Genomic DNA, 19,426 nt, shown 5'->3' with positions numbered 1-19,426 from the left:
ATGGAGGACTGATTGCACTAGGCCCGTAGATCCTCCACTCTGACGGCATGCCCCCCCCATTGCCCACCATCCTGCCTGACAAGATGCGTAAGCCCACGTTCCGGCAGGCGTAGACGGCCCGACAACCCCTTCACACTGAACGATTGATTTAGGACCAGTTGCGCCAGTTGCGCCAGTTGCGCCAGTTGCGCCAGTTGCGCCCGTCAATCCGGTATCGCCCTTGGCCCCCGTCAAGCCGGTGTCGCCCTTGTCGCCCTTGTCGCCCTTGGCCCCCGTCAAGCCGGTGTCGCCCTTACCGCCCTGCGCGCCGGTGTCTCCCTTCACACCCTGAGGCCCCTGCGGACCAGTTTCCCCTCTGAGCCCCTGGGGCCCTGACTCACCCGTGAGCCCCTGCGCTCCCGTCAATCCGGTATCACCCGTGGGTCCCTGAGCGCCCTGCGCGCCGGTGTCTCCCTTGGAACCCGTCGAGCCAGTATCTCCCTTGTCTCCCTTCGGGCCTTGGGTTCCCACCGTGACCGCAATAGAAGAATTCTGTTCCGGAGCTGGCCCCGTTGAGACGCTGACCAAGTACGTCCCGGACGTCCACAGGAGTTCAAAGGGAACGATGATTGTGATCGCCGAGTCTCCGTAGCTCGGGATCCTGTCGGCGCGGATGCCGAGGCCTGCGAACTCCACCGACGGCTTCACGTACCCGAAGTTCTCGCCGTAGAGGTAAAGCGTGTTCGTCGACGGGTCAGCTTCCGCTGAAGTGATGAGTAATGGGCCAGCCGCATGAGCAGAAGTCGCCGAGCCCAAGAGCGCAATCACACCCAGCAAATACGTCCAGCCATGAATTCGTTCCGACAACGTCATTTCGGCTCCTGTGAAAGCAGGTAGAGCCGCAAGTTGAACTACGGAACTAAGCGGAAGTCCATGACTAGTGTGTAATTCATAATTTCTACGACTTCTCGACTTGGTCCCGCTGAGCGTGAGTTTCCTTCCCTCGGTGGAGGTCACCCCGGACAGCAGTTCTGGTCCTCAGACTACAAGAAGTTAAGGCATGGGCTGTGGGGTGCATGAGGGAGGCTCATGAAGCGCACGGTAAGAGCTCCTAACAAAAGTCAGGTTTGAGGGGAACTTCCCCTCGGGAGGAGGCTCCAACCCTTACTTTTGTTAGGAGCTCTAAGGAAACAGGCGGCGCCCATCGCGTTGCAGCGGTGCGGATGTTCTCCGGCGGCAGGTAGACCCACGTCTGGATGCCGGCAATCCGCCGCTGGGTGCGTTGGAAGCCCAGGCGTCGCAAGGCGCGGCCAATGTCGAGGCGGACGCCGCGGAATCTGCCCCGGCGTCGTGAGGAGTAGCGCGTTGCGGGCCACCAGCTCGGTCGTCACCTCGTTGCGCTTCTCGGTCGGCAAGCTAAACACCCACTGGAGAATCGTGTCGTCCGGGCCGCCGTCCGACTCGCTGCGCTCCTGGGCGTGTCGCTCCGCGAACTGGGCTTGCTTCTCTTCGAGCCACCACTCCTCACCCATGCGAAAGCACGCAACGGCTTCCGCCCAGAACTGGCCCCTGTCGCGCTTCAGGCCCGCGATGTCGATGCGTGTGCACTTGACGGGGCCACCACCGCCGGTAGCCGCTCGAATCCGCGCGCAGGTACTCGGACGAGTTCGTGGTTCCGACGAAGACGCAGGCCCCAGCAGGCGCTGCGGAGGTGCGGAGGAAGCAGCGCGCTGCGCGGTTGGACTGGGCGACGCTGCTGAAGCGCAGTTTCGACTTCGACGTCTTCACCTGTCCTGGCTGCGGCGGGCGCCGGAGGGTACTGGCGGTGCTGAAAGGCCCCAGCGTCAAGGAGGTGTTGAGGCACCTGGGGCTGCCCACCCTCCCCTTGCCCCTGGCATCTGCACGCGGCCCGCCCCAAGGGGAGCGGCTGCACTGAAGGGCAGAGGCCCCCCGACACCTCGGTTTCAGCGCCACCGGCTGGGCCACAGAGGCCGCCCGACAGGCAAGCAGTGCGCGCGCAAGCAGGCGGCGGGGGGCCGCGCATCCCATCGAGGGCCACGGGCCGCCAGCGTCCGAGGGGGCGCACAGTGGGGATGTGTCCCATTATGCAGTCCCCCTGCACGTAGAACTCGTCGCGCTCAGGCCCGTAGATGAGGGTGACGACCGGCATGCTGCCATGGAACGGGCCCTGCTGCGGGTAGGTGCGCGAGTACGTGCGCTCATCGCCCAGTCTCTCCAGCCGGGACAGGTTCTCCTGCGACTGCGACTCCTGCTGCGCGTGGCGAGGAAGCCGCGAGAAGTCGAGCTTCTCGGGCCAGCCCTCCTCCAGGGGGCGCTCCATGCGCGTACACGCTCCCGACAGCAGGAACAGCACGGCGACGCTCACGGAGCGGAGGGAGGAGGGCATTGCGCGGATCCTGCTACCGAATCAACGGCAGGGGTAGTTGGTCCGGGAGCAAGTTACACCGCCGTTATATGCGTCGTTGAAGTGCGTGTAGAACGCGTCGTAGATGGGGCGCACCGAGCCCGTCTCCGGCGCCAGCTTCACGAAGATCTCCTCGTTCTCGTTCAGCGCATCCTGCGACCAGTTCTGCGAGCCCGTGTACACCCGGTACGCGTAGCTGGTGCCGAACTTGCCGTACACGGCGAAGAACTTGTCGTGCACCTTGTCGCGACGGCGGATGGAGACGCCCGCGGTGAGCAGGTCGTTGTAGACGGACTGCGACATATCGATGCCGTCCGTCGCGTTGCCGCTGACAACCATCCACACCGCGCAGCCCCCGGCCTTCATGCGCTTGATCTGCGCCAGCAGCTCGGGGCGCCCGGTGGTGACGAAGGACATGCCGATGCGGACCCGGCAGTTCGCGTCGGGGGTGATGTCGTTGAGCCGCGTGACGATGGTGTCCGTCTGCCCAATCGCCTCGGGAGAGGCATACCCGTCCGCCGGATTTGTCAGGTAGTAGCCCCGTCCGCTGGCCGAGTCGTAGTAGTCGTTGCTGGCGTAGTGACGCCGGTTGTACATGTCCGTGAAGTTGGCGTTCAGGCCGGTGTACAGCGTCTCCGCGTCGTAGACCGTAATCGTGTTGTTGAACGCATCCGTGCCGCTCGCGTACGTCAGGTTCGCCGAGCCGAACCACGAGACGTACGGATGGAGCACTCCGCTCGGGTCCGTGGTGGCGCTGAACGTGAACAGCTTCGTGTGCATGTTGCCGGCGGAGCCCGTGCCGATGCAGCCGCCACCACCGCTCGAGTTGGTGCAGAACTTGTGGTTGGCAATCTGCCGGATGGTGTTCACCGCCGGGTCCGTGGACGGCGCATTCTTTCCGTCCAGCACCAGGTACACCGTGACGCCCCGGGTGTTCTGCGCCGCGAGCAGCGCATCCGCGACTCCGTCGATGCTCAGCGAGTGGATGGCGCCCCGGATGGTGCCGCCCGCCGGCACGTTGTTGATGAGCCGCTTCAGCTCGTCGGTGATGGTGTAGTCCCGGCCGGCGAACGCGGGCGGGTTGTTGAAGTGCGCCCAGACCCGCTTGCCTCCCAGCGTCCCGGACGCGGAGCTGATGCCCGCCTGGACCGAGCCCAGGTCCGCGCCGCCCACGTCAGGCTCGGAGGGCTCGGGCTCGCAGCCGAGGAAGGCCCACGTACAGAGGACCACGGCGAGTACTCGTTGAAGCGAAAGGCCGCTGCCGGACGTCGTCGAAAGCATGGTGCTCTCCCGAGGTTCATCGCCGCCGTGCTACGGGATGAAATGAAGAAATATCTGTAAATCACTGGAATCGTGTTCGCGCCAGCGGGTGGGTTTCGACTGCGCGGAGGGAACGGCTGGAAGCGTTCGGGCGTCCACTTCCACATGCTCTCCGTCCTGCTGCTCGTGGCCCTCACCTCACTCCCGGTGGAGGAAGGTCCTCTCGCGCGGGAGCGGCCCTATCCAGAGGTCCTCGCGGAGCTCACGGCCCGGCGCGAGGAGCTCGCCACGCGGTGGCGCGTACGGGGCGTGGACCGCGCCGCCGTCCGCAGTGAGGCACGTACCGTCGTGCTCCAGGCCCTCACCGGACAGGTGCTGCCCGCGTGGCACGGCACGCCGTGGGAGTTCTACGGAACCACGCGGACGCCGCGCTCAGGAGGCATCGCCTGTGGCTATCTTGTGTCCACCGTGCTCGAGGACGCCGGCTTCCGCGTGGAGCGGGTGCGGATGGCGCAGCAGCCCGCCGAGCACATCGTGAAGACGCTCGCGCCGCCCCGGCGGACCTGGCGCTTCCGGAACCGTCCGGTGAGCGAGGTCGTCCACCGCGTGACGCGTGAGGGCGAGGGCCTGTACGTCGTCGGGCTCGACTACCACGTGGGCTTCCTCTGGAATGACGGCTCCCGCGTGTGGATGTGCCACTCCTCCTATCTCGGGACGGCGGAGGCCCTCTGCGAGGACGCGCTCACCTCGCCGGCCATGCTCTCGCGCTACCACGTCGTCGGGCGGCTGCTGGAGGACGGGATGCTCGACGCGTGGCTGGAGGGCCGGGCGCTTCCCACCGTCACCCGCTGAGTCTCCCTCGCGGGCTCAGGCTTTCCTGCGTGTAGGATGACGCCGCTTCCGTGTCCCCGCAGGAGGTCCCATGCCCCGCCTCGCCCTTCTCCTCGCCTTCCTCGTGCTCACGGGGGCGGCGCAGGCCGCTGATGACTCCGCGCTGTGGCAGGCGGCCTACGCGCTGGACAAGCCGGGGAAGGAGGAGGCGGCGGAGGCTTCGCTGCGAAAGGGGGGCGCCGCCGCGTACGACGTGCTGGTGAAGCTGGCGCGGGTGAGCGGCGAGGAGAGGGCGCTGGCGCTGGCGGCGGGCCCTCGGGCTTGCATGATGTTCGCCATGCACCGCATGGGCTCTCACCCGGGACAGTCCGCGCTGCCGGAGAAGGTGGCGAAGCTGGCCCTCAAGCTGCTGGTGGAGACACCGGAGCTGCGCCAGCGGGCGGAGACCTCGGCGGAGCCGTTCGACCGGGCCATGGCGCTGCTGGCGGCGACCTCGACGCCCGACGGGTTGCCGGGCGCCGTGGAGCGGTTGCGGCAGGAGAAGGAGCCGTGGCTGCTGCTGTGGGCGGACACCTTCGTGCGCTGCGCGATGATGCAGGCGAAGCCCGGGACGTACGCGCAGACCCTGAATGACGATGCGCGCTCCCTGTCCGAGCGGGCCGCGGAGCTGCGGGACGCGAAGACCTGTCAGGAGCCCTCGGACGTGGACGCGGTGTGGGTGGACCGGCTGGCCTCGGGCACGGCGACGGCCTCGGGGTGGTCGCGCTCCAATGACGAGCTGCGGGTACCGGTGCGAGCGGGGCCGGGGGAGTCGCTGGAGGTGGCTCCGGGGTGCGCGGTGGCGCTGTACGAGGCGGTGGCCGAGCGCGGCCGGTACCTGCCGAATCTGCTGGTGCCGGTGGCCACCGAGCAGTGGCTGGCCATGGGCGCCCGGAAGGCTGCGGGGGCGAGGGCGGCGAAGGACCTGGCGCGCTACCCCGAGAACGAGCGCAACCTGCTGGCGGCGAAGCTCGTCAACGCGGGCTTCGACGTCCCGGTGAAGGTGACCTTCAAGGTGGACGGCTCCTTCGTCCAGGACGAGACGCTGGAGGCGGCGGCTCGACAGGGCCAGCCGGAGGCCAAGGCCGCCATCCTCCAGACGGTGTTCTGCCGGGACACCTCTGGCGGTGGGAGCGTGAAGCTGCTGGGCTTCGTGAAGGGACGCGAGGCGGCGGACACCGCCTTCAAGCTCGCGAGCAAGTGTCCGGGTGCCCGTGCGCAGGCCACGGCGGCGCTGCTGCGGCTGAAGGACCGGCGGGCCGTGGAGCTGCTCGGGCCGGCGCTTGAGGCTCCGGGCTTCGGGCGAGATGCCCTGCGGAGCGCGCTGATGGAGTCCCTCACGCCACAGGTGGCCATGCGGCTGCGCGCGCTGGCGGAGAAGAAGACTCCCGGCGCGGAGGAGCTGGTGGGCCAGCTCAAGGCCGCGCAGGTGATGAAGGAGTAGCCCGGGACATGGTCCTCCTGCTGGAGAACGGTGCCCGCCGGGGCGCGAAGGTCCGCTGCCCGGCCTGTACGCGCTTCAAGTCGCCGGACGGCCGGTGTCCCGAGTGCGGCTGCGGCTTCGTGCCGGCCGAGTGGTATGGCGCCGCGCGCATGCTGCTCCAGGCCGGCGTGGACCGCTTCGCGCTGGCGGAGCGGGTGGCCCTGCTGGAGCCAGCCCTGGCGGACACGCTGGAGCGCCAGTACGCCGCGCAGTGGACCCAGGTGCGCCGCCTCCTGGTGGACGTGAGGCGCTGCGAGCCGTACCTCCTCCTCCAGGGCTTCGCCGAGGAGGTGGAGGACCGGTGGGCCCGCTGGCTCCCGGGAGCAGCGTCCTTCGAGACGGGCGAGTCCCCCGCGTCACCCACCGAGTCCCTGGAGGCGCTCCACCAGCGGAGCACCGTGGAGGAGGTCCGGTGGCTCGCGGCGCTCGCGGAGGTGAACCAGGGGCACCCCTCGCACGCCATGCTGTCCTCCGCCACCGTCTGCCTGCTCGACGAAGGCCGCTTCGGCCTGGAGGCGACGCTGGCCCTCACCCGCTGGCGCGTCTTTCCCCGCATGCGCATCCGGAAGGAGCAGCGCGAGCAACTCCAGCGGCACGCCCGCACCGTCCTCGCGGAACATCCGGAGCACCGGGCCCGCGCGGCCGTGGCGCTGGCGCGCGTCACGGGGAGCGAGCCGGAGCTGGACCTGCTCTTCACGCTGCGCGAGGGGCTGCGCCACCCGGACGCCGACGTGCGCTTCGAGTGCGCGCTCTGCTTGAAGGATGAGGCGGGCCTCCTCGCCGCGCTGGACGCGTCCGACGCGGAGCAGGTGACGGAGGCCCGCCGCACGCTGGCCGCCCTGGGCTCGGCACGACTCCTGGAGCGACTGCATGTCGACGGAGACGCGGCCTTTGCCCGTGACGTGCTGAGGCGGCTGCCCACGCCGCCGCCGCCCGGGGCGCTGTCCACGCTGCTCTCCGTGTCCTCGCGGGTGGAGGGTGGGCTCGCGGGCGAGCTGCACTCGTGGGTCCAGGGCCAGCCCTTCGCCACGCTGTCGGCGGCGGACCAGGACCTCTGGGCCACCTGGGCCCGGCGTACTCTGAGCACCCTGCCCGGGGAGGACGCGCTGCGCTTCCTGGACTGGGCCGCCGCCGCCCCTGACGCGGAGGGCCTGGCGGCGGTGCGCGCCTTCGTGGCCGCCGCCGCGGAGGCACTCGCGCGAGAGACGCCCGCGGGACGCGCGCGCCTGTTCCAGGACGGGCACTTCACGCGCTTCCTCTCGCTGGCCGGCCCCGAGGAGACACCCCTGCTCCACGGTTGGGCGCGCGAGGAGGAGGGCGCGGTGCCGCTGCTGGACGCGCTGGTGTCCCTGCCCGGCCGGATGGACCGGTGGGAGGTGCGCTCCGGCGGCCGGGTGGCGCGGCTGCTGCTGGCCGTGTGGGAGCCTCCCGGGAGGGCGCGACTGCTGGCCCCGCTCGCGAAGGCGGTGAGGTACTGGAGCGGTATCTCCGGTCGCGAGGAGCTCATCGACGCCGCGTGGCTGCGCTTCCGGCTGCACCCGGAAGAGCGCGCGGACGTGCTGTCCGCCTTTGCGCCATGGCGGCAGGAGCTGTGGGAGCGGCAGCTCGCGGAGGAGCCGGACCCCGTCGCCCGCTTCGAGGCCTGGTGGCGCGCGGACGCGCCCACGCGGCTGCCCGAGCTGGTGGACCTGCTGGTCCGTGAGGCGCCCGTGGAGGAGCTGCCCCGGCGCCTCGCGTGCGTGTGGGCGGCGGCGGAGGCCCGGGTGGATGCCTGGCCGCGCTCCACGTCCCACGCCGCGTTCTACGCGGCGGCGGCGCTGGCCAACACGCTGCGCGAGGGACACGACGCGCTCATCCCAGAGGTGGAGCGCTTCCTGCCGTGGTTCCCCGACTTCGAGCGCCGCGTCCGCGCCGCGCCGGTGCCGGAGGGCGAGTCGAGCTACCACCGTGACTTGCTGGAGGACCTCCACGTCGAAGTGCGGTTGATGCGCGAGTACCTCGACCGGAAGGCGGAGGATGACGCACGGGAGCGGGAAGCGGAGCTGCGACGCGTGGTGGAGGAGTCCCGCCGCCGGGACTTGGAGCGCCAGGCGGAGCTGCGGCGCGTGGTGGAGGAGTCCCGCCGCCGGGACTTGGAGCGCCAGGCGGACGACGCCCGGCGCCAGGAGCCCGCGCTCCACCTTCCCGCAATGCACATCGCGGCGCTGGCGGCCTTCACCCTGCGTCCCCAGCTACCGGGCCGGCCCATTGACGACGAGGTCATCCTGCCCGACGCGCGGCTGCCCACGCTGATGGACTACGTGCTGCTCCTCAAGCAACTGAGCGGCGGTGGCGCCGACGTCCTGGCGGTGTTCGCGGCGCACGGCCTCACGGTGGAGTCGTGGACGGCCGAGGCCACCGCATGGGGCAGGGCCATGACGGGGCGCATGGAGCTGGGCCTGCGCTTCGGGGAGCTGATGGCGGCGCCCTGGGCCTGAGGCGCCGCCACTCCACCGTGCGTCACTGCGCGGTGGCGCCTCCGTCGAGGACGAACTCCGAGCCCGTCATCAGCTTCGACTCGTCCGACGCGAGGTAGACGATGGCGTACGCGAAGTCATCCGGCTCGCCCAGGCGGCCCAGGGGGATGGTGCGCGCCATGTTGGCGCGGGCCTTCGCCGGGTCGCCGCTGCTCTTCGCCAGCGCGTCCACCATGTCCGTCTCGATGAACGTGGGGTGGATGGAGTTGCAGCGGATGCCGTAGCCCTTGTGCGCGCAGTGCATGGCCACCGACTTGGTGAACATGCGCACCGCGCCCTTGGCGGAGCCGTACGCGATGAGCGTGGGCACACCCATCAGTCCCGCCACCGAGGACACGTTGATGATGGAGCCCTTCGCGCCGCACTGACGCATGGCGCGGATGGCGTGCTTGCAGCCCAGGAAGACGCCGTCCAGGTTGACGGCGTGGACGAGGCGCCACTCCTCCAGGGAGAGCGACTCGATGTCCTTGGGGATGCCCATGCCGGCGTTGTTGACCAGCACGTCGAGCCGGCCGAAGTGCGCCAGCGTGCGCTCCATCGCCTTCGCCCAGTCGTCCTCCTTCGTGACGTCCAGGGGGAGGAACAGGCCCACGCCGTCGCCCAGGGACGCGGCCACCGCCTGCCCGTCCTGCTCGCGTTCCTTGCGGTCCGTCACCACCACCCTGGCGCCCTCGCGCGCCAGCATGCGCGCCGCCGCGCTGCCCAGCCCGCCCGCGCCGCCCGTAATCAACGCCACCTTGCCTTCGACGCGCTTCATCGCGTCAGACCTTTCCATTGGGGGTGAGGAGCACCTTGCCGCTGCGGCCACCTTCCATGGCGCGGGCCAGGGCGTCCTTGATGTCCTCCAGCGCGAAGGTGCCCTCCACCGGCGTGCGCAGGGTGCCGTTCGCGATGAGCTGCGCGAGCCGGGCGAAGAGGGCGCGCTGGTCCTCGCGCGGGGTGCGCTTCATCCACAGCACCAGCCAGAAGCCGCGCAGGGTGATGTCCTTGAAGATGGAGGCCGCCGCGGACAGCTTGGGCCCCTTGCCGCTCATGACGCCGTAGTTCACCACCGTGCCACCGGTGGCGAGGGAGTCTCCGAGGCGCATCGTGGAGTCGCCGCCCACCGCGTCGAGGGCCAGCTTCACCTTCGCGCCGCCCGTCACCTCGCGCACGCGCTCGGGAAGGTTCTCCGCGTCCACCAGCACGACGTCCGCGCCCAGCGCCGTCAGCTCCGCCGCCAGCTCCTCGCGGCGCACCACGTTCACCGTCTTGTACCCGGCCAGCTTCGCCAGGGAGATGACGTAGCGCCCCACCGCCGAGTTGGCGGCGTTCTGCAGCACCCAGTCGCCGGGCTGGAGGGTGACGAACTGCCGCAGCAGGACGTCCGCGGTGGGCGGGTTGATGAACATCATCGACGCCTGCTGCAAGTCGATGCCGGGGGGCAGCGGCAGCAGCGTCTCGGCGGGGGCGGTGAGGTGCGTGCGCCAGGTGCCCGCGCCGATGGGGAGGAACACCTTGTCTCCCACGCGCACGGCGGTGGAGTCCTTCACCTCCACCACCCGGCCCACGCCCTCGTTGCCGGGCACCGCGGGCAGCTTGGGGAGCTGGCCGTACTGGCCCGTGAGGGTGAGCAAATCGGAGGGGTTGATGGGCGTGGCCAGCACCTCGACCCGGGCCTCGCCGGGCTGCAGCGCCGCGTCCGACTCCTCCACCACCTCCGCTACCTTCAAGGGATGACCGAAGGTCGAGAATCGCACTGCTTTCATGCGTGACTCCGTGTCCGGGGGAAATGCGTGCCGCACCCTAGCGGCGTTCCATCCGGGTGCCGAGCGTGCAGGCAGTCGATGTCACCCGCCGCAACCCACCTCCTGGGGCGGTGTGGGACACGGCCGGGTGTCCACCCGCTGACGTGAAGGGACAGGGGCTGACGGCTTCCGACAGTCCGCCCTCGCCAGCGGCGATCACGCTGCCCAGTTTCATTCGAGGCCTGGGCGTGGGCGGGGCGGCGAGGAGGGGCGCGGGTGAGCAACACACACGGGGAGATGACCCTGGGCCAGCCGGTGGGTGCCGCGATGTCTGTGCCCGCACTGCCCGGGGCCTGGCGTCGGAGGGCGGCGGGGGTGCTGCGCCCCGTCTTCGCGCTGGCCGGGTTGGGAATGTTGGCGCTGCTGGTGCGCAAGGCGGGGCCAGGTGAGCTGCGGGGGGTGCTGTCGGACGCCGCCGCGTACCTGCCGTGGGTGGTGCTGCTGGAGCTGGGCCGCCAGTGCATGGACGCCCTGGCCACGCGCTCCGCGTATGGCGCCAGCGCCGGGCGCATCCCGCTCTCCATGCTGGTGCGCTCGCAGCTCATCGGCACGGCGGTGTCCAGCATGGCTCCCGCGGGCCGCGCGGCGGCGGAGGCCACCAAGGCGGCGCTGCTCGCGCCCTACGCGGGCGGCGCCGCGGCCACGGCGGCGGCGGCCACCTCGCAGTCGGCCTCGCTGGCGGCGGGGGGCCTCATCTCCTTCCCCTGCGCCCTGGCGTCGTACCTGCTGACAGGCTTCTCCCTCTTCACGGTGGCCATGCTGGTGCATGGCGTGGTGCTGGTGTTGCTGTCGGCGGGCCTGCGCGCGTGCATGCGTGCGAAGCGGCCGGTGGCGTGGCTGGCGCGGCGCTTCCACCGCTGGGCCTCGCACGCGGAGCAGTTCCAGGCGTCCGCGCGGTGCGGAGCGCTGCTGCCGTGGCGCCCCTCGCTGGCCTTCCTGGGCAGCCGGGTGTTCCAGGTGGGGCAGTACGCGGTGCTGACGCACGCGGTGGGCATCGACACGTCCCTGGTGCAGGCCCTCTTCTCCCAGGGCCTCTACCTGTGCGCGCTGGCGGTGGGCTCACTGGTGCCGGGGCAGGTGGGCGTGAGTGACGGCGCCTTCGCGATGGCGGCGGGCGTGCTGGACACCACGGCCGCGCGCGCCATGTCGGTGGCGATGCTGGGGCACGTGGTGCAATTGCTCTTCGTCGTGGCGGGCGTGCTCACGCCGCTGGTGTGGCGGACTCCCGCGCGGCCAGCCTCACCTGTACCGGCGTCGCACTGAAGGCGGCGTTGCCGCTGAGCGCGTCCAGTGCCCGGTCATCCGTGAGGTCGTTGACGCTGACGCCCGCGTGCTCGGCGGCGACCTTGAGGCGCGTGCCCTGGCGGCCGTGTCCGTAGCCATGCGGCAGGCTCACCACGCCGGGCATGACGTCGTCCGTCACCGCGACGGCCACCGTCACCGCTCCCACGCGCGAGGTGACGGTGACTTCCGCGCCATCCGCGAGGCCGCGTCGCGCCGCGTCCTCCGGGTGCATCATCAGCGTGCAGCGCGGCTTGCCCTTCACGAGGCCGGACACGTTGTGCAGCCAGGAGTTGTTGTCGCGCAGGTGGCGGCGGCCGATGAGGAGCAATTCGCCGTCGCGCACCTCCGGGGTGGCGCTCTCGGGGAAGCGCTCGCGCAGCCGCTGCACGTCCGCCACCAGTTGCTCCGGGGCCAGGTGGACGCGGCGGTCCTTCGTCTGGAGGCGGTGGGGAAGGCAGGGCTTGAGCGGGCCCAGGTCCACGCCGTGCGGCGCCGCGCGCAGCTTCGCCAGGGTGAGGCCCTGCTTCAGCGGGTGGAAGCGGGCGCCATGGGGCCCCAGCCGCAGGCCGAGGTCCAGCAACCGCTCGGGTCCCAGCCTCGACACGGCCTGGTACTTCAGCGTGGAGCGCAGGGAGGGCCGCCCCTTGCGCAGCGTCTCCAGCCGGTGCTGGAGCGACAGGAGAATCTGCCAGTCATGGCGCGCGTCGGGCCCGGGCTCGAAGAGGGCCGGCGAGTACTTCGCCGTGTTGCGGACCGCGAGCGCGTGGAAGGCGATGTCGTAGTGGCTCCGCTCCAGCGGGGACACGGGTGGGAGGATGAGGTGGGCGTGGCGCGTCGTCTCGTTGAGGTACGGGTCGATGCTCACCATGAAGTCCAGCCCGCCCAGCGCCTTGTCCAGCTGCGAGCCATTGGGCGTGGACAGCACGGGGTTGCCGGCCAGGGTGAGCAGCGCGCGGACGCGGCCCTCGCCCGGGGTGAGGATCTCCTCCGCGAGCGCGGCCGAGGGCAGCTCGCCGCCGAACTCGGGCAGCCCGCGCACGCGGCTCTTCCACCGGCCGATGCTGCCGCGCCCCAGGCCCAGCGCCTTCGGACCGCCGATGATGTCGAAGGCGGGCAGGGTGAACATGGCGCCGCCCTCGCGGTCCAGGTTGCCCGTCACGGTGTTGAGGACGTTGATGAGCCATTGGCACAGCGAGCCGAACGGCTGCGTGGACAGGCCCATGCGGCCGTAGCAGACGGCGCCGTCGGCGGCGAGGAAGTCGCGGGCGATTCCGCGCAGCACGTCCGTCGGCACGCCGGTGTGCGGGGCCACGCGCTCGGGGGTGAACTCGCGGGCAAGCTCGCGCACGGTGTCCAGTCCGTCCACATGCGCGGCGAGGGGGCCGGGGCGCGGCGTTGTCTCCACCAGGGCCACGTGCAGCAGGGCGAGCAGCGCGAGCGCGTCCGTGCCGGGGCGGATGAAGACGTGCGAGTCGGCGATGCCAGCCGTCTCCGTGCGGCGCGGGTCGACGACGACGACGCGGCCGCCGCGCTGTTGAATCGCGCGCAGGCGGGCGCGCACGTCCGGCGCCGTCATCAGGCTGCCATTGGAGGCGAGCGGGTTGGCGCCCATCACCAGCATGTATCGCGTGCGGTCGATGTCGGGGATGGGCACAAGGAGCTGGTGGCCGAACATGAGGTACGCGACGAGCTGGTGCGGGAGCTGGTCCACCGACGTGGCGGAGTAGCGGTTGCGCGAGCGCAGCGTCCGCAGCAGCTCGGGCCCGAACATGATGTTGCCCGTGTTGTGGACGTTGGGGTTGCCCAGGTACACGGCCACCGCGTCGCGGCCGTGCTCCTTCTGCGTGGCGTGGAGGCGGCGCGCCGTCTCTTCCAGCGCGTCCTCCCAGGAGACCTGCTCCCAGCCGCTGGCGGTGCGCCGCATGGGGTGGCGCAGCCGGTCCGGGTCCTCGTACAGGTCCTTGAGCGCCAGCGCCTTGGGGCAGATGTGGCCCCGGCTGAACGTGTCCTCCTCGTCACCGCGGATGGAGGTGATGCGGTTGCCTTCCAGCTCGATGCGCAGGCCGCACATGGCCTCGCAGAGATTGCAGGTGCGGAAGTGGACCCGGGACTCGGCGGAGGCAGTCATGCCCCGGAGTCTACAACGCTCCGCCCGGGCGACCTGCGTGGGCGCCCCCAGCGGCGAGCTTCAGTCTTGGTCCAGACGAAAGGTCTTCGAGACCCACTGCTCGATTTCACTCCGGCTGGCCGACCCGCCCGGTCCGAGCGGCTGCTCGCGCAGGCGCTCGCGGACCCTGTGCATGGTCTGGGAGCAGTCGCGTGCCTCCACCAGCCGGCCCTTCTCGAAGAGGAGTTCATGGACTTCGCGGTACTTCCAGGCCGGGTGGAAGCCCATGTGGACATACAGCTCCCGGACGAAGTCCGAGGCCACCAGCAGGCCCCCGGAGAACGCCACGGGCGCGTGGAGGCGCTCGTACACGACGTGCTCATCCCACGTGTCCACGTACCGGGGCGCCTGGCCGAACAGGGGCTTGCCCCGGCCCGCCTGGACCTCCTGCTCCTCCGGTGGGGACAGGCCGAGGCGCAGCTCCTCCAGGAACAGCCCGCCGTCCGAGACTGCATAGATGCAGACGAAGCCACGGCGGCAGGCTGTCGACTGCATCTGGGGCTCGAGCCCGTGCCGCGTCGGCTCGAAGAGCCCCGAGCCCTTCACTCCGGAGAGCGCGAAGTCGCGGTCGAGATACCGGACGTTGTCACTGAGCTGCGCCGTCATGGGCTGGGTCTCCCTGTCATGGGCCCGGTGGGGGACGCCCCACTCGCCCTGCTCCCGTCAGCGTACCGCGCGCGGCCTCCAGGCGGCTCCTCCTGCATCCGTGCTGACGCGACGTGGGGAGCATGGAAGGATGGCCGCGAGAGGGAGAACTCGACATGCACCGCCTCGTATCGTCCATCGTCATCGTGGGACTGGCGCTCGCGCCGTCCATCGTCAGCGCCCAGGCCGGGGACGGGCTGAAGGGCCAGACCTTCCAGCTCAAGAAGAAGGCGCCCGCGGTCGGTGACGTCGAGACGGTAGCGCTGGGCCTGGAGATGCGGCTGGACTTCGTGCTCAGTGGGCCGGACATGGACTCCGAGCCGCTGGAGCTGTCGAACACGTCGTCCAGCAACTATTCGATGACGGTGCTCGCCGCGCGCAAGGGCCTCCTCGAGCGGGTGAAGGTGGTCTACGGGGACATGTACGAGGATGCGGTGGAGGAGGGCAAGAAGGAGCGCACGGTCAGCCCGGTGAATGGGAAGACGTACGTCGCCGGACTGGAGAAGGGCCGCATGGTGGTGACGACCGAGGACGGCAAGCCGGTCTCCCCGGAGGAGCTGGCCGCCATCAAAGAGAACCTTCCCGAACTCGGCAAGGTGGATGCGCTGGAGGCGGCCCTCCCCGACAAGCCCCTCCGGGTGGGGGACAGTCTGGACCGCTTCGCCAAGGTCCTCACGAAGGAGGTCCTCCAGCCCGACGACCCGGCCGCGCGGTTCACCGGTACCCGCGTCCGGCTCTCCGAAATCGTCCAGGATGCGCGAGGCGCCGTGGGCATCTTCAGTGTGTCGACGACGATGACCGTTCAGGAGAAGGACTCTCCCGTCACGGTGACGATTCCCCTCGAGGGAAAGATGTCCCTTCTGGCGGAGGGGGCCCGCATGTTCGGGTTCTCCCTGGCCGGCCCCGCGTCGGTGGGGCTGAGCAAGGAGCTGCGCGCGGCGGGCATTTCGGTGGCAGGGGAGGGCGGGATGAAGCTGACCGTGACCGACCCCACGTGGAAGTGAGCCTTCTCGCTCCGCTGTGCGCTCCGCTGCTCAGGGGCTTCCGGTCAGCAGCGAGCGCACCTCGTCGATGAGCCCGGAGAGCACGGCCTCGCGCGAGGCCGCCGTGGCCGTGGGGGCGTACTCGACGATGCTCGCCCCCACGAGGTGGAGCGCCTGACGGATGGCGCGGAGCTGTGCGACGAGCGTGCCGAGTGCCAGTCCATGCGGCGTGGGACAGGCCACGTCCGGCAGCTCTTCCGGGTCGGTGACGTCCAAATCCATGTGGACATAGGCATGGCGGAAGCCCGCTTCGCGCAGGGCCTTCGCGAGGGCCTCCGGACGTGACACGAGGTCGGCGGGAGTGAAGCGGCGCAGCGCGTGCGCGCGGATGAAGTCGGCCTCGGGCGGGTCCAGCTCGCGCACTCCGGCGAGGAACACCTGCCGGGGCTCCAGGTGCGGGCGGGCGCCCTCGACGAAGGCGGGCGCGCCCTGGCCCAGCAGCACGCGCAGCGGCATGCCGTGGAACAGCGCGCTGGGTGATCTGTCGGGCGTGTTGAGGTCGGCGTGGGCGTCGAACCAGACCACGGCCAGGTCGCCGCCGAGCCGGGCATTGAGGTAGCTGACCGGCGCCACTTCCACGCCACAGTCGCCCCCCAGCGTGAGGACGCGGGCGGGCTGGTGTGCCTCCAGCACGCGACGGGCGGCGCAGAACTGCGCGAGCAGCTCTCCGTGTCCCCACACTCCGGCCTCGCGGCGCAGCGGGTGGACGGCGGGGACTTCCACCTCGGCCCACGGGCCCACGCCGTCGAGTCGCGCGCGCAGCCGCCGGGCTCCGGTCTCCAGCGCGGGGACCTCTCCGGCGCCCTGCCACTGCGGGAAGAAGAGGCCGAGTGCCGCGCTTCGTTCCATGGAGGTCATCCGCTGTCTGCCTTTCCCGGGCGGCCCACGCTCGCCCTCGGGTGCGCGTGCAGCGTAGGCGTACACGGGCCGCTCTGCTCATGACGTGTCGCGTTGATGCTGCCGCTCCGCCGCGGCGCGGTACTGGCGCCTCGGAGCCTGCTCGGATGGTCGACGGCCCTCCGTCGAGGCGGAGCCGTGACATGACGCTGACAAAGAATTGCGAGGGTACGTGGTTAGAGGGTTCACATGTTCCTGCACGCGCTCGGTCATTTCCATCCGCCCAACCTCCTGACAAATGCCTTCTTCGAGGAGCTGGGCCTCGACACGAACGACGCGTGGATTCTGGAGCGGGTGGGCATCCGCACGCGGCACACGGTGCTGCCGCTGGACTACCTGCGCGAGACGCGCAACCGCGACGTGCGCGCGGCGCAGGAGGCGGCCCTCTTCAGCAACGCGGAGACGGGGCGGCGGGCGGCGCTGATGGCGCTGGAGCGTGCGGGGCTGAAGCCGTCGGACATCGGCCTGGTGGTGGCGGGCGGGTGCAGCCCGGACGAGTGCATTCCGGCCGAGTCCAACCGCGTGGCGCAGCTGCTGGGCATCGACGCGCCCGCGGTGGACCTGCAGAGCGCATGTTCCTCGTTCTGCATGCAGCTCCACTTCCTCACGGGCATGCGGCCGGAGCGGCTCCCGGACTACGTGCTGGTGGTGAACATGGACAACTCCACGCGCGTGGTGGACTACTCGGACCGCTCCAGCGCGGTGCTGTGGGGTGACGGCGCGTCGGCGGCGATTCTGTCCCCTCGGATGTTGGGCCGCTGGCAGGTGACGGAGACGCTGCTCGCGGGAGACCCGGCGGGCGCGGACAAGGTGCGGGTGCCTCGGGTGGGGCACTTCACCCAGCAGGGCGGCGAGGTGCAGAAGTTCGCCATCCGCCGAGCGGGCGAGACGTTCCAGGAGCTGCGTGGGCGCTACCTGACGCGAGAGCCGGCGAAGGGGCCTGGGGACGTCACCTTCATCGGGCACCAGGCGAACCTCCGGATGCTGGAGTCGGTGCAGCGGCGCTGCGAGGTCTCCGATGCACGCCACCTGTACAACGTGGACAGGCGAGGGAACACCGGAGCGGCTGGGGCGCCGAGCGTTCTGAGCGAGCACTGGGATGACCCGTCGGTGGGCGACACGGTTGTGTTGAGCGTGGTCGGCAGCGGGCTCACCTGGGCCGGCGCACTGCTCGAGCGCATGACGGTCGCGACGCCGTAGCGCTGCTCGAGCGCGTGACGGTCGCGACGTCGTAGCGCGGGTTGAACGGGGTTCCTGGCGGGCTTGCTGTCAGGTGGCGGTATCTTCTGGTATTCCTCGGAATTCCAGGAGGTGCGCTATCGTGGAATGGCGAGCCCGGTGTGCCGCGAGAGCCCGAGGTATCGGGGCGCTGGGGATGGTTGCGCTGGTGGTGCTGTCGGGATGCCAGGGCTGGGGCGGACAGCGGTTGGAGCCGTGGCTGGAGAGCACCCCGCTGCGCTACCGCCCCGCCTCGCCACCACCGTTTCCCCGGCCCGCGTCCCTGGAGGACGGCAGCGGCGGCGGCACGCTGGGCGGCGCGGAGCTGGGCCGCTTCATGGCCTTCGTGCGCGAGAAGCAGGCGGCACTGCGCCGGCCGAAAGTGCCCGAGGCCGAGCGGCGCGAGGGAGAAGCGGCGCTGCTGGAGGTGCTGGGGTGGCTGCACGGGCGGGGTGAGGAGCAGCTTGCGCGCGAGGAGCCGGAGGAGGTGTACCTGCGCTTCAAGGTGGCGCGCGTGCAGCAGGGCCGTGAGGCGAGGGCGCGCGACGCGGCCGTGGAAGTCAAGCTGGAGGAGCACTGGAGGTGGGCGAGGGAGAGGAGCCGGCTGCTGGCCGCGCGCCACTTCCGCAAGGCCGGCCGGGAGTGGCTGGTGACGGAGAGCCCCGTGTACGAGGGGGCGCAGGACGCCCTCACCTCGGCGGTGCTGGGCTGGGCGTACGCGCACACGCAGGACCCGGACTACCTGCGCAAGAGTCCGCAGGAAGTGGCGGTGTACCTGCTGGCGAAGCGCAGCGCGCTGGTTACGGCGCTGGCGCTGGGCAACGCGGCGCCGCCGCACCTGGACTGGGTGCCCGAGGCCGTGGCGAGGGTGCCCGTCGAGGAGGTGCTGCTGGAGGCGGCGGTGGGGCTGGTGCCGCTGGTGGGCGAGTCAGCGGACCTGATGGGGGCGGTGGTGGGCGTCAGCATGCTGGGCCGGGAATTGAGTCCCGAGGACCGGCTGCTGTGCGCGGTGATGCTGCTGATTCCCTTCGTGGTGGGCAGCGCGCTGGCCGAGGGCGCTTCGAGGACGGCGCTGCTCACCGGGCGAGGCTTGCAGGAGGCACAGGTGCTTCAGCGCGTGGCGCAGCATCTGGCCCCGGGCGAAGTGGAGCGAGTGCAGAGACTGCTGCGGCTGGCGGGGCAGGGGAAGAAGGTGCCGAAAGAGGAAATGAAGTGGCTGCACGAGGTGACGGAGCGGCTGCGCGGCCCGCTGGCGGAAGTGGCGGAGGCGGTGAAGGCCGGGGCCAGGGTGCCGCTGCTGGGCTCTCGCGCCACGACGGAGGGCCTGCGGTTGGTGCCGGGCAGTGCCGAGCACCTGGCGCAGGCGTGGGTGGACTACCAGTTCCGCCACCCGGGCAAGTACCCGCGCTTCGAGTTCGCGCCGGACGCCACGTGGGAGCGGATGTACCGCACGGTGCTGGAGAACATGAGCAGGGGCGGCGAGTTCGAGGAGTCGGTGCTCAAGGCACGAGGCTACGAGAAGAACACCGCGATGATGATGCCGCCTCCGGGGAAGGGAGCGGAGCAGGGCTTCATCCCGGACTCGGTGGTGGGCAATCCCGAGGAGCTGGTGTGGGGCAGGCCCTACCGTTTCGTCGAGGTGAAGGGCCGCGCGGAGATGGCCCTCACCGGCAACCTCAAGTTCATGCTCCAGTACGTTGAGCGATATGGGGGACATGTTGAAGTGTGGTTCCGCTCTGCCCAGCACGACCGGGGCCAGACACAGCTCACGTCCAACCTGACCAAGCAGTTCAAGGACCTCTTTGACCAAGGGCAGGCGCAGATCCGGTGGTACCCTTGAGCTTGGGAATGC

At 70.4% G+C, this 19,426-nt stretch carries 15 protein-coding genes; 7 read left to right on the top strand and 8 right to left on the bottom strand.

Annotation, left to right across the window (positions count from 1 at the left end):
- Positions 1-1,100: 1,100 nt before the first annotated feature.
- From G4D85_RS50685 to G4D85_RS05640, 3 genes are all read right to left on the bottom strand, one after another.
- A complete protein-coding gene (locus G4D85_RS50685) occupies positions 1,101-1,622 on the bottom strand; it encodes a VapE domain-containing protein (protein ID WP_420821697.1) in 522 nt (173 codons plus the stop codon).
- A complete protein-coding gene (locus tag G4D85_RS50680) occupies positions 1,504-2,028 on the bottom strand; it encodes a VapE domain-containing protein (protein WP_420821690.1) in 525 nt (174 codons plus the stop codon). Before G4D85_RS50680 ends, G4D85_RS50685 begins: the two co-directional genes overlap by 119 nt.
- A gap of 379 nt (positions 2,029-2,407) precedes the next feature.
- Positions 2,408-3,634 carry a phospholipase D-like domain-containing protein gene (locus tag G4D85_RS05640; protein ID WP_240359083.1) on the bottom strand — a complete coding sequence of 409 codons (1,227 nt, stop codon included), beginning with the start codon at positions 3,632-3,634 and terminating at the stop codon, positions 2,408-2,410.
- Between the two features lie 195 nt (positions 3,635-3,829).
- Here G4D85_RS05640 and G4D85_RS49180 point away from each other — a divergent pair, with 195 nt between their 5' ends.
- From G4D85_RS49180 to G4D85_RS05625, 3 genes are all read left to right on the top strand, one after another.
- Entirely contained in the window at positions 3,830-4,516 is a 687-nt protein-coding gene (locus G4D85_RS49180) for a hypothetical protein (protein ID WP_240359082.1), read from the top strand.
- A 70-nt stretch (positions 4,517-4,586) separates the two neighbouring features.
- Complete coding sequence (locus tag G4D85_RS05630; protein WP_164008603.1) at positions 4,587-5,978, top strand: hypothetical protein; 1,392 nt, start codon at positions 4,587-4,589, stop codon at positions 5,976-5,978.
- An 8-nt stretch (positions 5,979-5,986) separates the two neighbouring features.
- The gene (locus G4D85_RS05625) at positions 5,987-8,494 is read left to right on the top strand and encodes a hypothetical protein (protein WP_164008601.1); all 2,508 of its coding nucleotides are present in this window, start codon (positions 5,987-5,989) and stop codon (positions 8,492-8,494) included.
- A gap of 22 nt (positions 8,495-8,516) precedes the next feature.
- Here the strand turns inward: G4D85_RS05625 and G4D85_RS05620 are convergent, their stop codons facing one another.
- Both G4D85_RS05620 and G4D85_RS05615 read right to left on the bottom strand, forming a co-directional pair.
- Positions 8,517-9,290 carry a glucose 1-dehydrogenase gene (locus G4D85_RS05620; protein ID WP_164008599.1) on the bottom strand — a complete coding sequence of 258 codons (774 nt, stop codon included), beginning with the start codon at positions 9,288-9,290 and terminating at the stop codon, positions 8,517-8,519.
- Positions 9,291-9,294: 4 nt separating this feature from the next.
- On the bottom strand, positions 9,295-10,281 hold the full coding sequence (locus G4D85_RS05615; RefSeq protein WP_164008597.1) for a zinc-dependent alcohol dehydrogenase family protein: 987 nt from the start codon (positions 10,279-10,281) through the stop codon (positions 9,295-9,297).
- Positions 10,282-10,536: 255 nt separating this feature from the next.
- On the opposite strand from G4D85_RS05615, the gene G4D85_RS05610 reads away from it, so the two are divergent.
- On the top strand, positions 10,537-11,583 hold the full coding sequence (locus G4D85_RS05610) for a lysylphosphatidylglycerol synthase domain-containing protein (protein ID WP_240359081.1): 1,047 nt from the start codon (positions 10,537-10,539) through the stop codon (positions 11,581-11,583).
- Here G4D85_RS05610 and G4D85_RS05605 read toward each other — a convergent pair.
- Both G4D85_RS05605 and G4D85_RS05600 read right to left on the bottom strand, forming a co-directional pair.
- On the bottom strand, positions 11,522-13,732 hold the full coding sequence (locus tag G4D85_RS05605) for a molybdopterin-dependent oxidoreductase (RefSeq protein WP_164008595.1): 2,211 nt from the start codon (positions 13,730-13,732) through the stop codon (positions 11,522-11,524). The two genes, G4D85_RS05610 and G4D85_RS05605, sit on opposite strands and share 62 nt — an antisense overlap.
- Before the next feature lie 60 nt (positions 13,733-13,792).
- Complete coding sequence (locus G4D85_RS05600; protein WP_164008593.1) at positions 13,793-14,377, bottom strand: hypothetical protein; 585 nt, start codon at positions 14,375-14,377, stop codon at positions 13,793-13,795.
- A 155-nt stretch (positions 14,378-14,532) separates the two neighbouring features.
- Here G4D85_RS05600 and G4D85_RS05595 point away from each other — a divergent pair, with 155 nt between their 5' ends.
- Positions 14,533-15,420: a hypothetical protein gene (locus G4D85_RS05595; RefSeq protein WP_164008591.1), complete on the top strand. Its 888-nt coding sequence runs from the start codon at positions 14,533-14,535 to the stop codon at positions 15,418-15,420.
- A 30-nt stretch (positions 15,421-15,450) separates the two neighbouring features.
- Here the strand turns inward: G4D85_RS05595 and G4D85_RS05590 are convergent, their stop codons facing one another.
- Positions 15,451-16,308 carry an arginase family protein gene (locus G4D85_RS05590; RefSeq protein ID WP_164008589.1) on the bottom strand — a complete coding sequence of 286 codons (858 nt, stop codon included), beginning with the start codon at positions 16,306-16,308 and terminating at the stop codon, positions 15,451-15,453.
- A gap of 237 nt (positions 16,309-16,545) precedes the next feature.
- On the opposite strand from G4D85_RS05590, the gene G4D85_RS05585 reads away from it, so the two are divergent.
- Both G4D85_RS05585 and G4D85_RS05580 read left to right on the top strand, forming a co-directional pair.
- A complete protein-coding gene (locus tag G4D85_RS05585; protein WP_164008588.1) occupies positions 16,546-17,556 on the top strand; it encodes a 3-oxoacyl-ACP synthase III family protein in 1,011 nt (336 codons plus the stop codon).
- Between the two features lie 121 nt (positions 17,557-17,677).
- Positions 17,678-19,414 (top strand): hypothetical protein, encoded by a 1,737-nt coding sequence (locus G4D85_RS05580; protein WP_164008586.1) that lies wholly within the window; start codon positions 17,678-17,680, stop codon positions 19,412-19,414.
- Positions 19,415-19,426: the final 12 nt, after the last annotated feature.

The organism is Pyxidicoccus trucidator (assembly GCF_010894435.1).
GTDB lineage: Bacteria > Myxococcota > Myxococcia > Myxococcales > Myxococcaceae > Myxococcus > Myxococcus trucidator.
This window is presented reverse-complemented; position numbering and strand designations above follow the sequence as displayed.

Excerpts from the sequence above, each read along its gene's own strand:
- G4D85_RS05590 (WP_164008589.1), bottom strand. The coding sequence starts at position 16,308 with ATGGAACGAAGCGCGGCACTCGGCCTCTTCTTCCCGCAGTGGCAGGGC.
- G4D85_RS05605 (WP_164008595.1), bottom strand. The coding sequence starts at position 13,732 with ATGACTGCCTCCGCCGAGTCCCGGGTCCACTTCCGCACCTGCAATCTC.
- G4D85_RS05620 (WP_164008599.1), bottom strand. The coding sequence starts at position 9,290 with ATGAAGCGCGTCGAAGGCAAGGTGGCGTTGATTACGGGCGGCGCGGGC.
- G4D85_RS50680 (WP_420821690.1), bottom strand. The coding sequence starts at position 2,028 with ATGGGATGCGCGGCCCCCCGCCGCCTGCTTGCGCGCGCACTGCTTGCC.
- G4D85_RS49180 (WP_240359082.1), top strand. The coding sequence starts at position 3,830 with ATGCTCTCCGTCCTGCTGCTCGTGGCCCTCACCTCACTCCCGGTGGAG.
- G4D85_RS05595 (WP_164008591.1), top strand. The coding sequence starts at position 14,533 with ATGCACCGCCTCGTATCGTCCATCGTCATCGTGGGACTGGCGCTCGCG.
- G4D85_RS05625 (WP_164008601.1), top strand. The coding sequence starts at position 5,987 with ATGGTCCTCCTGCTGGAGAACGGTGCCCGCCGGGGCGCGAAGGTCCGC.
- G4D85_RS05585 (WP_164008588.1), top strand. The coding sequence starts at position 16,546 with ATGTTCCTGCACGCGCTCGGTCATTTCCATCCGCCCAACCTCCTGACA.
- G4D85_RS05630 (WP_164008603.1), top strand. The coding sequence starts at position 4,587 with ATGCCCCGCCTCGCCCTTCTCCTCGCCTTCCTCGTGCTCACGGGGGCG.
- G4D85_RS05600 (WP_164008593.1), bottom strand. The coding sequence starts at position 14,377 with ATGACGGCGCAGCTCAGTGACAACGTCCGGTATCTCGACCGCGACTTC.
- G4D85_RS05615 (WP_164008597.1), bottom strand. The coding sequence starts at position 10,281 with ATGAAAGCAGTGCGATTCTCGACCTTCGGTCATCCCTTGAAGGTAGCG.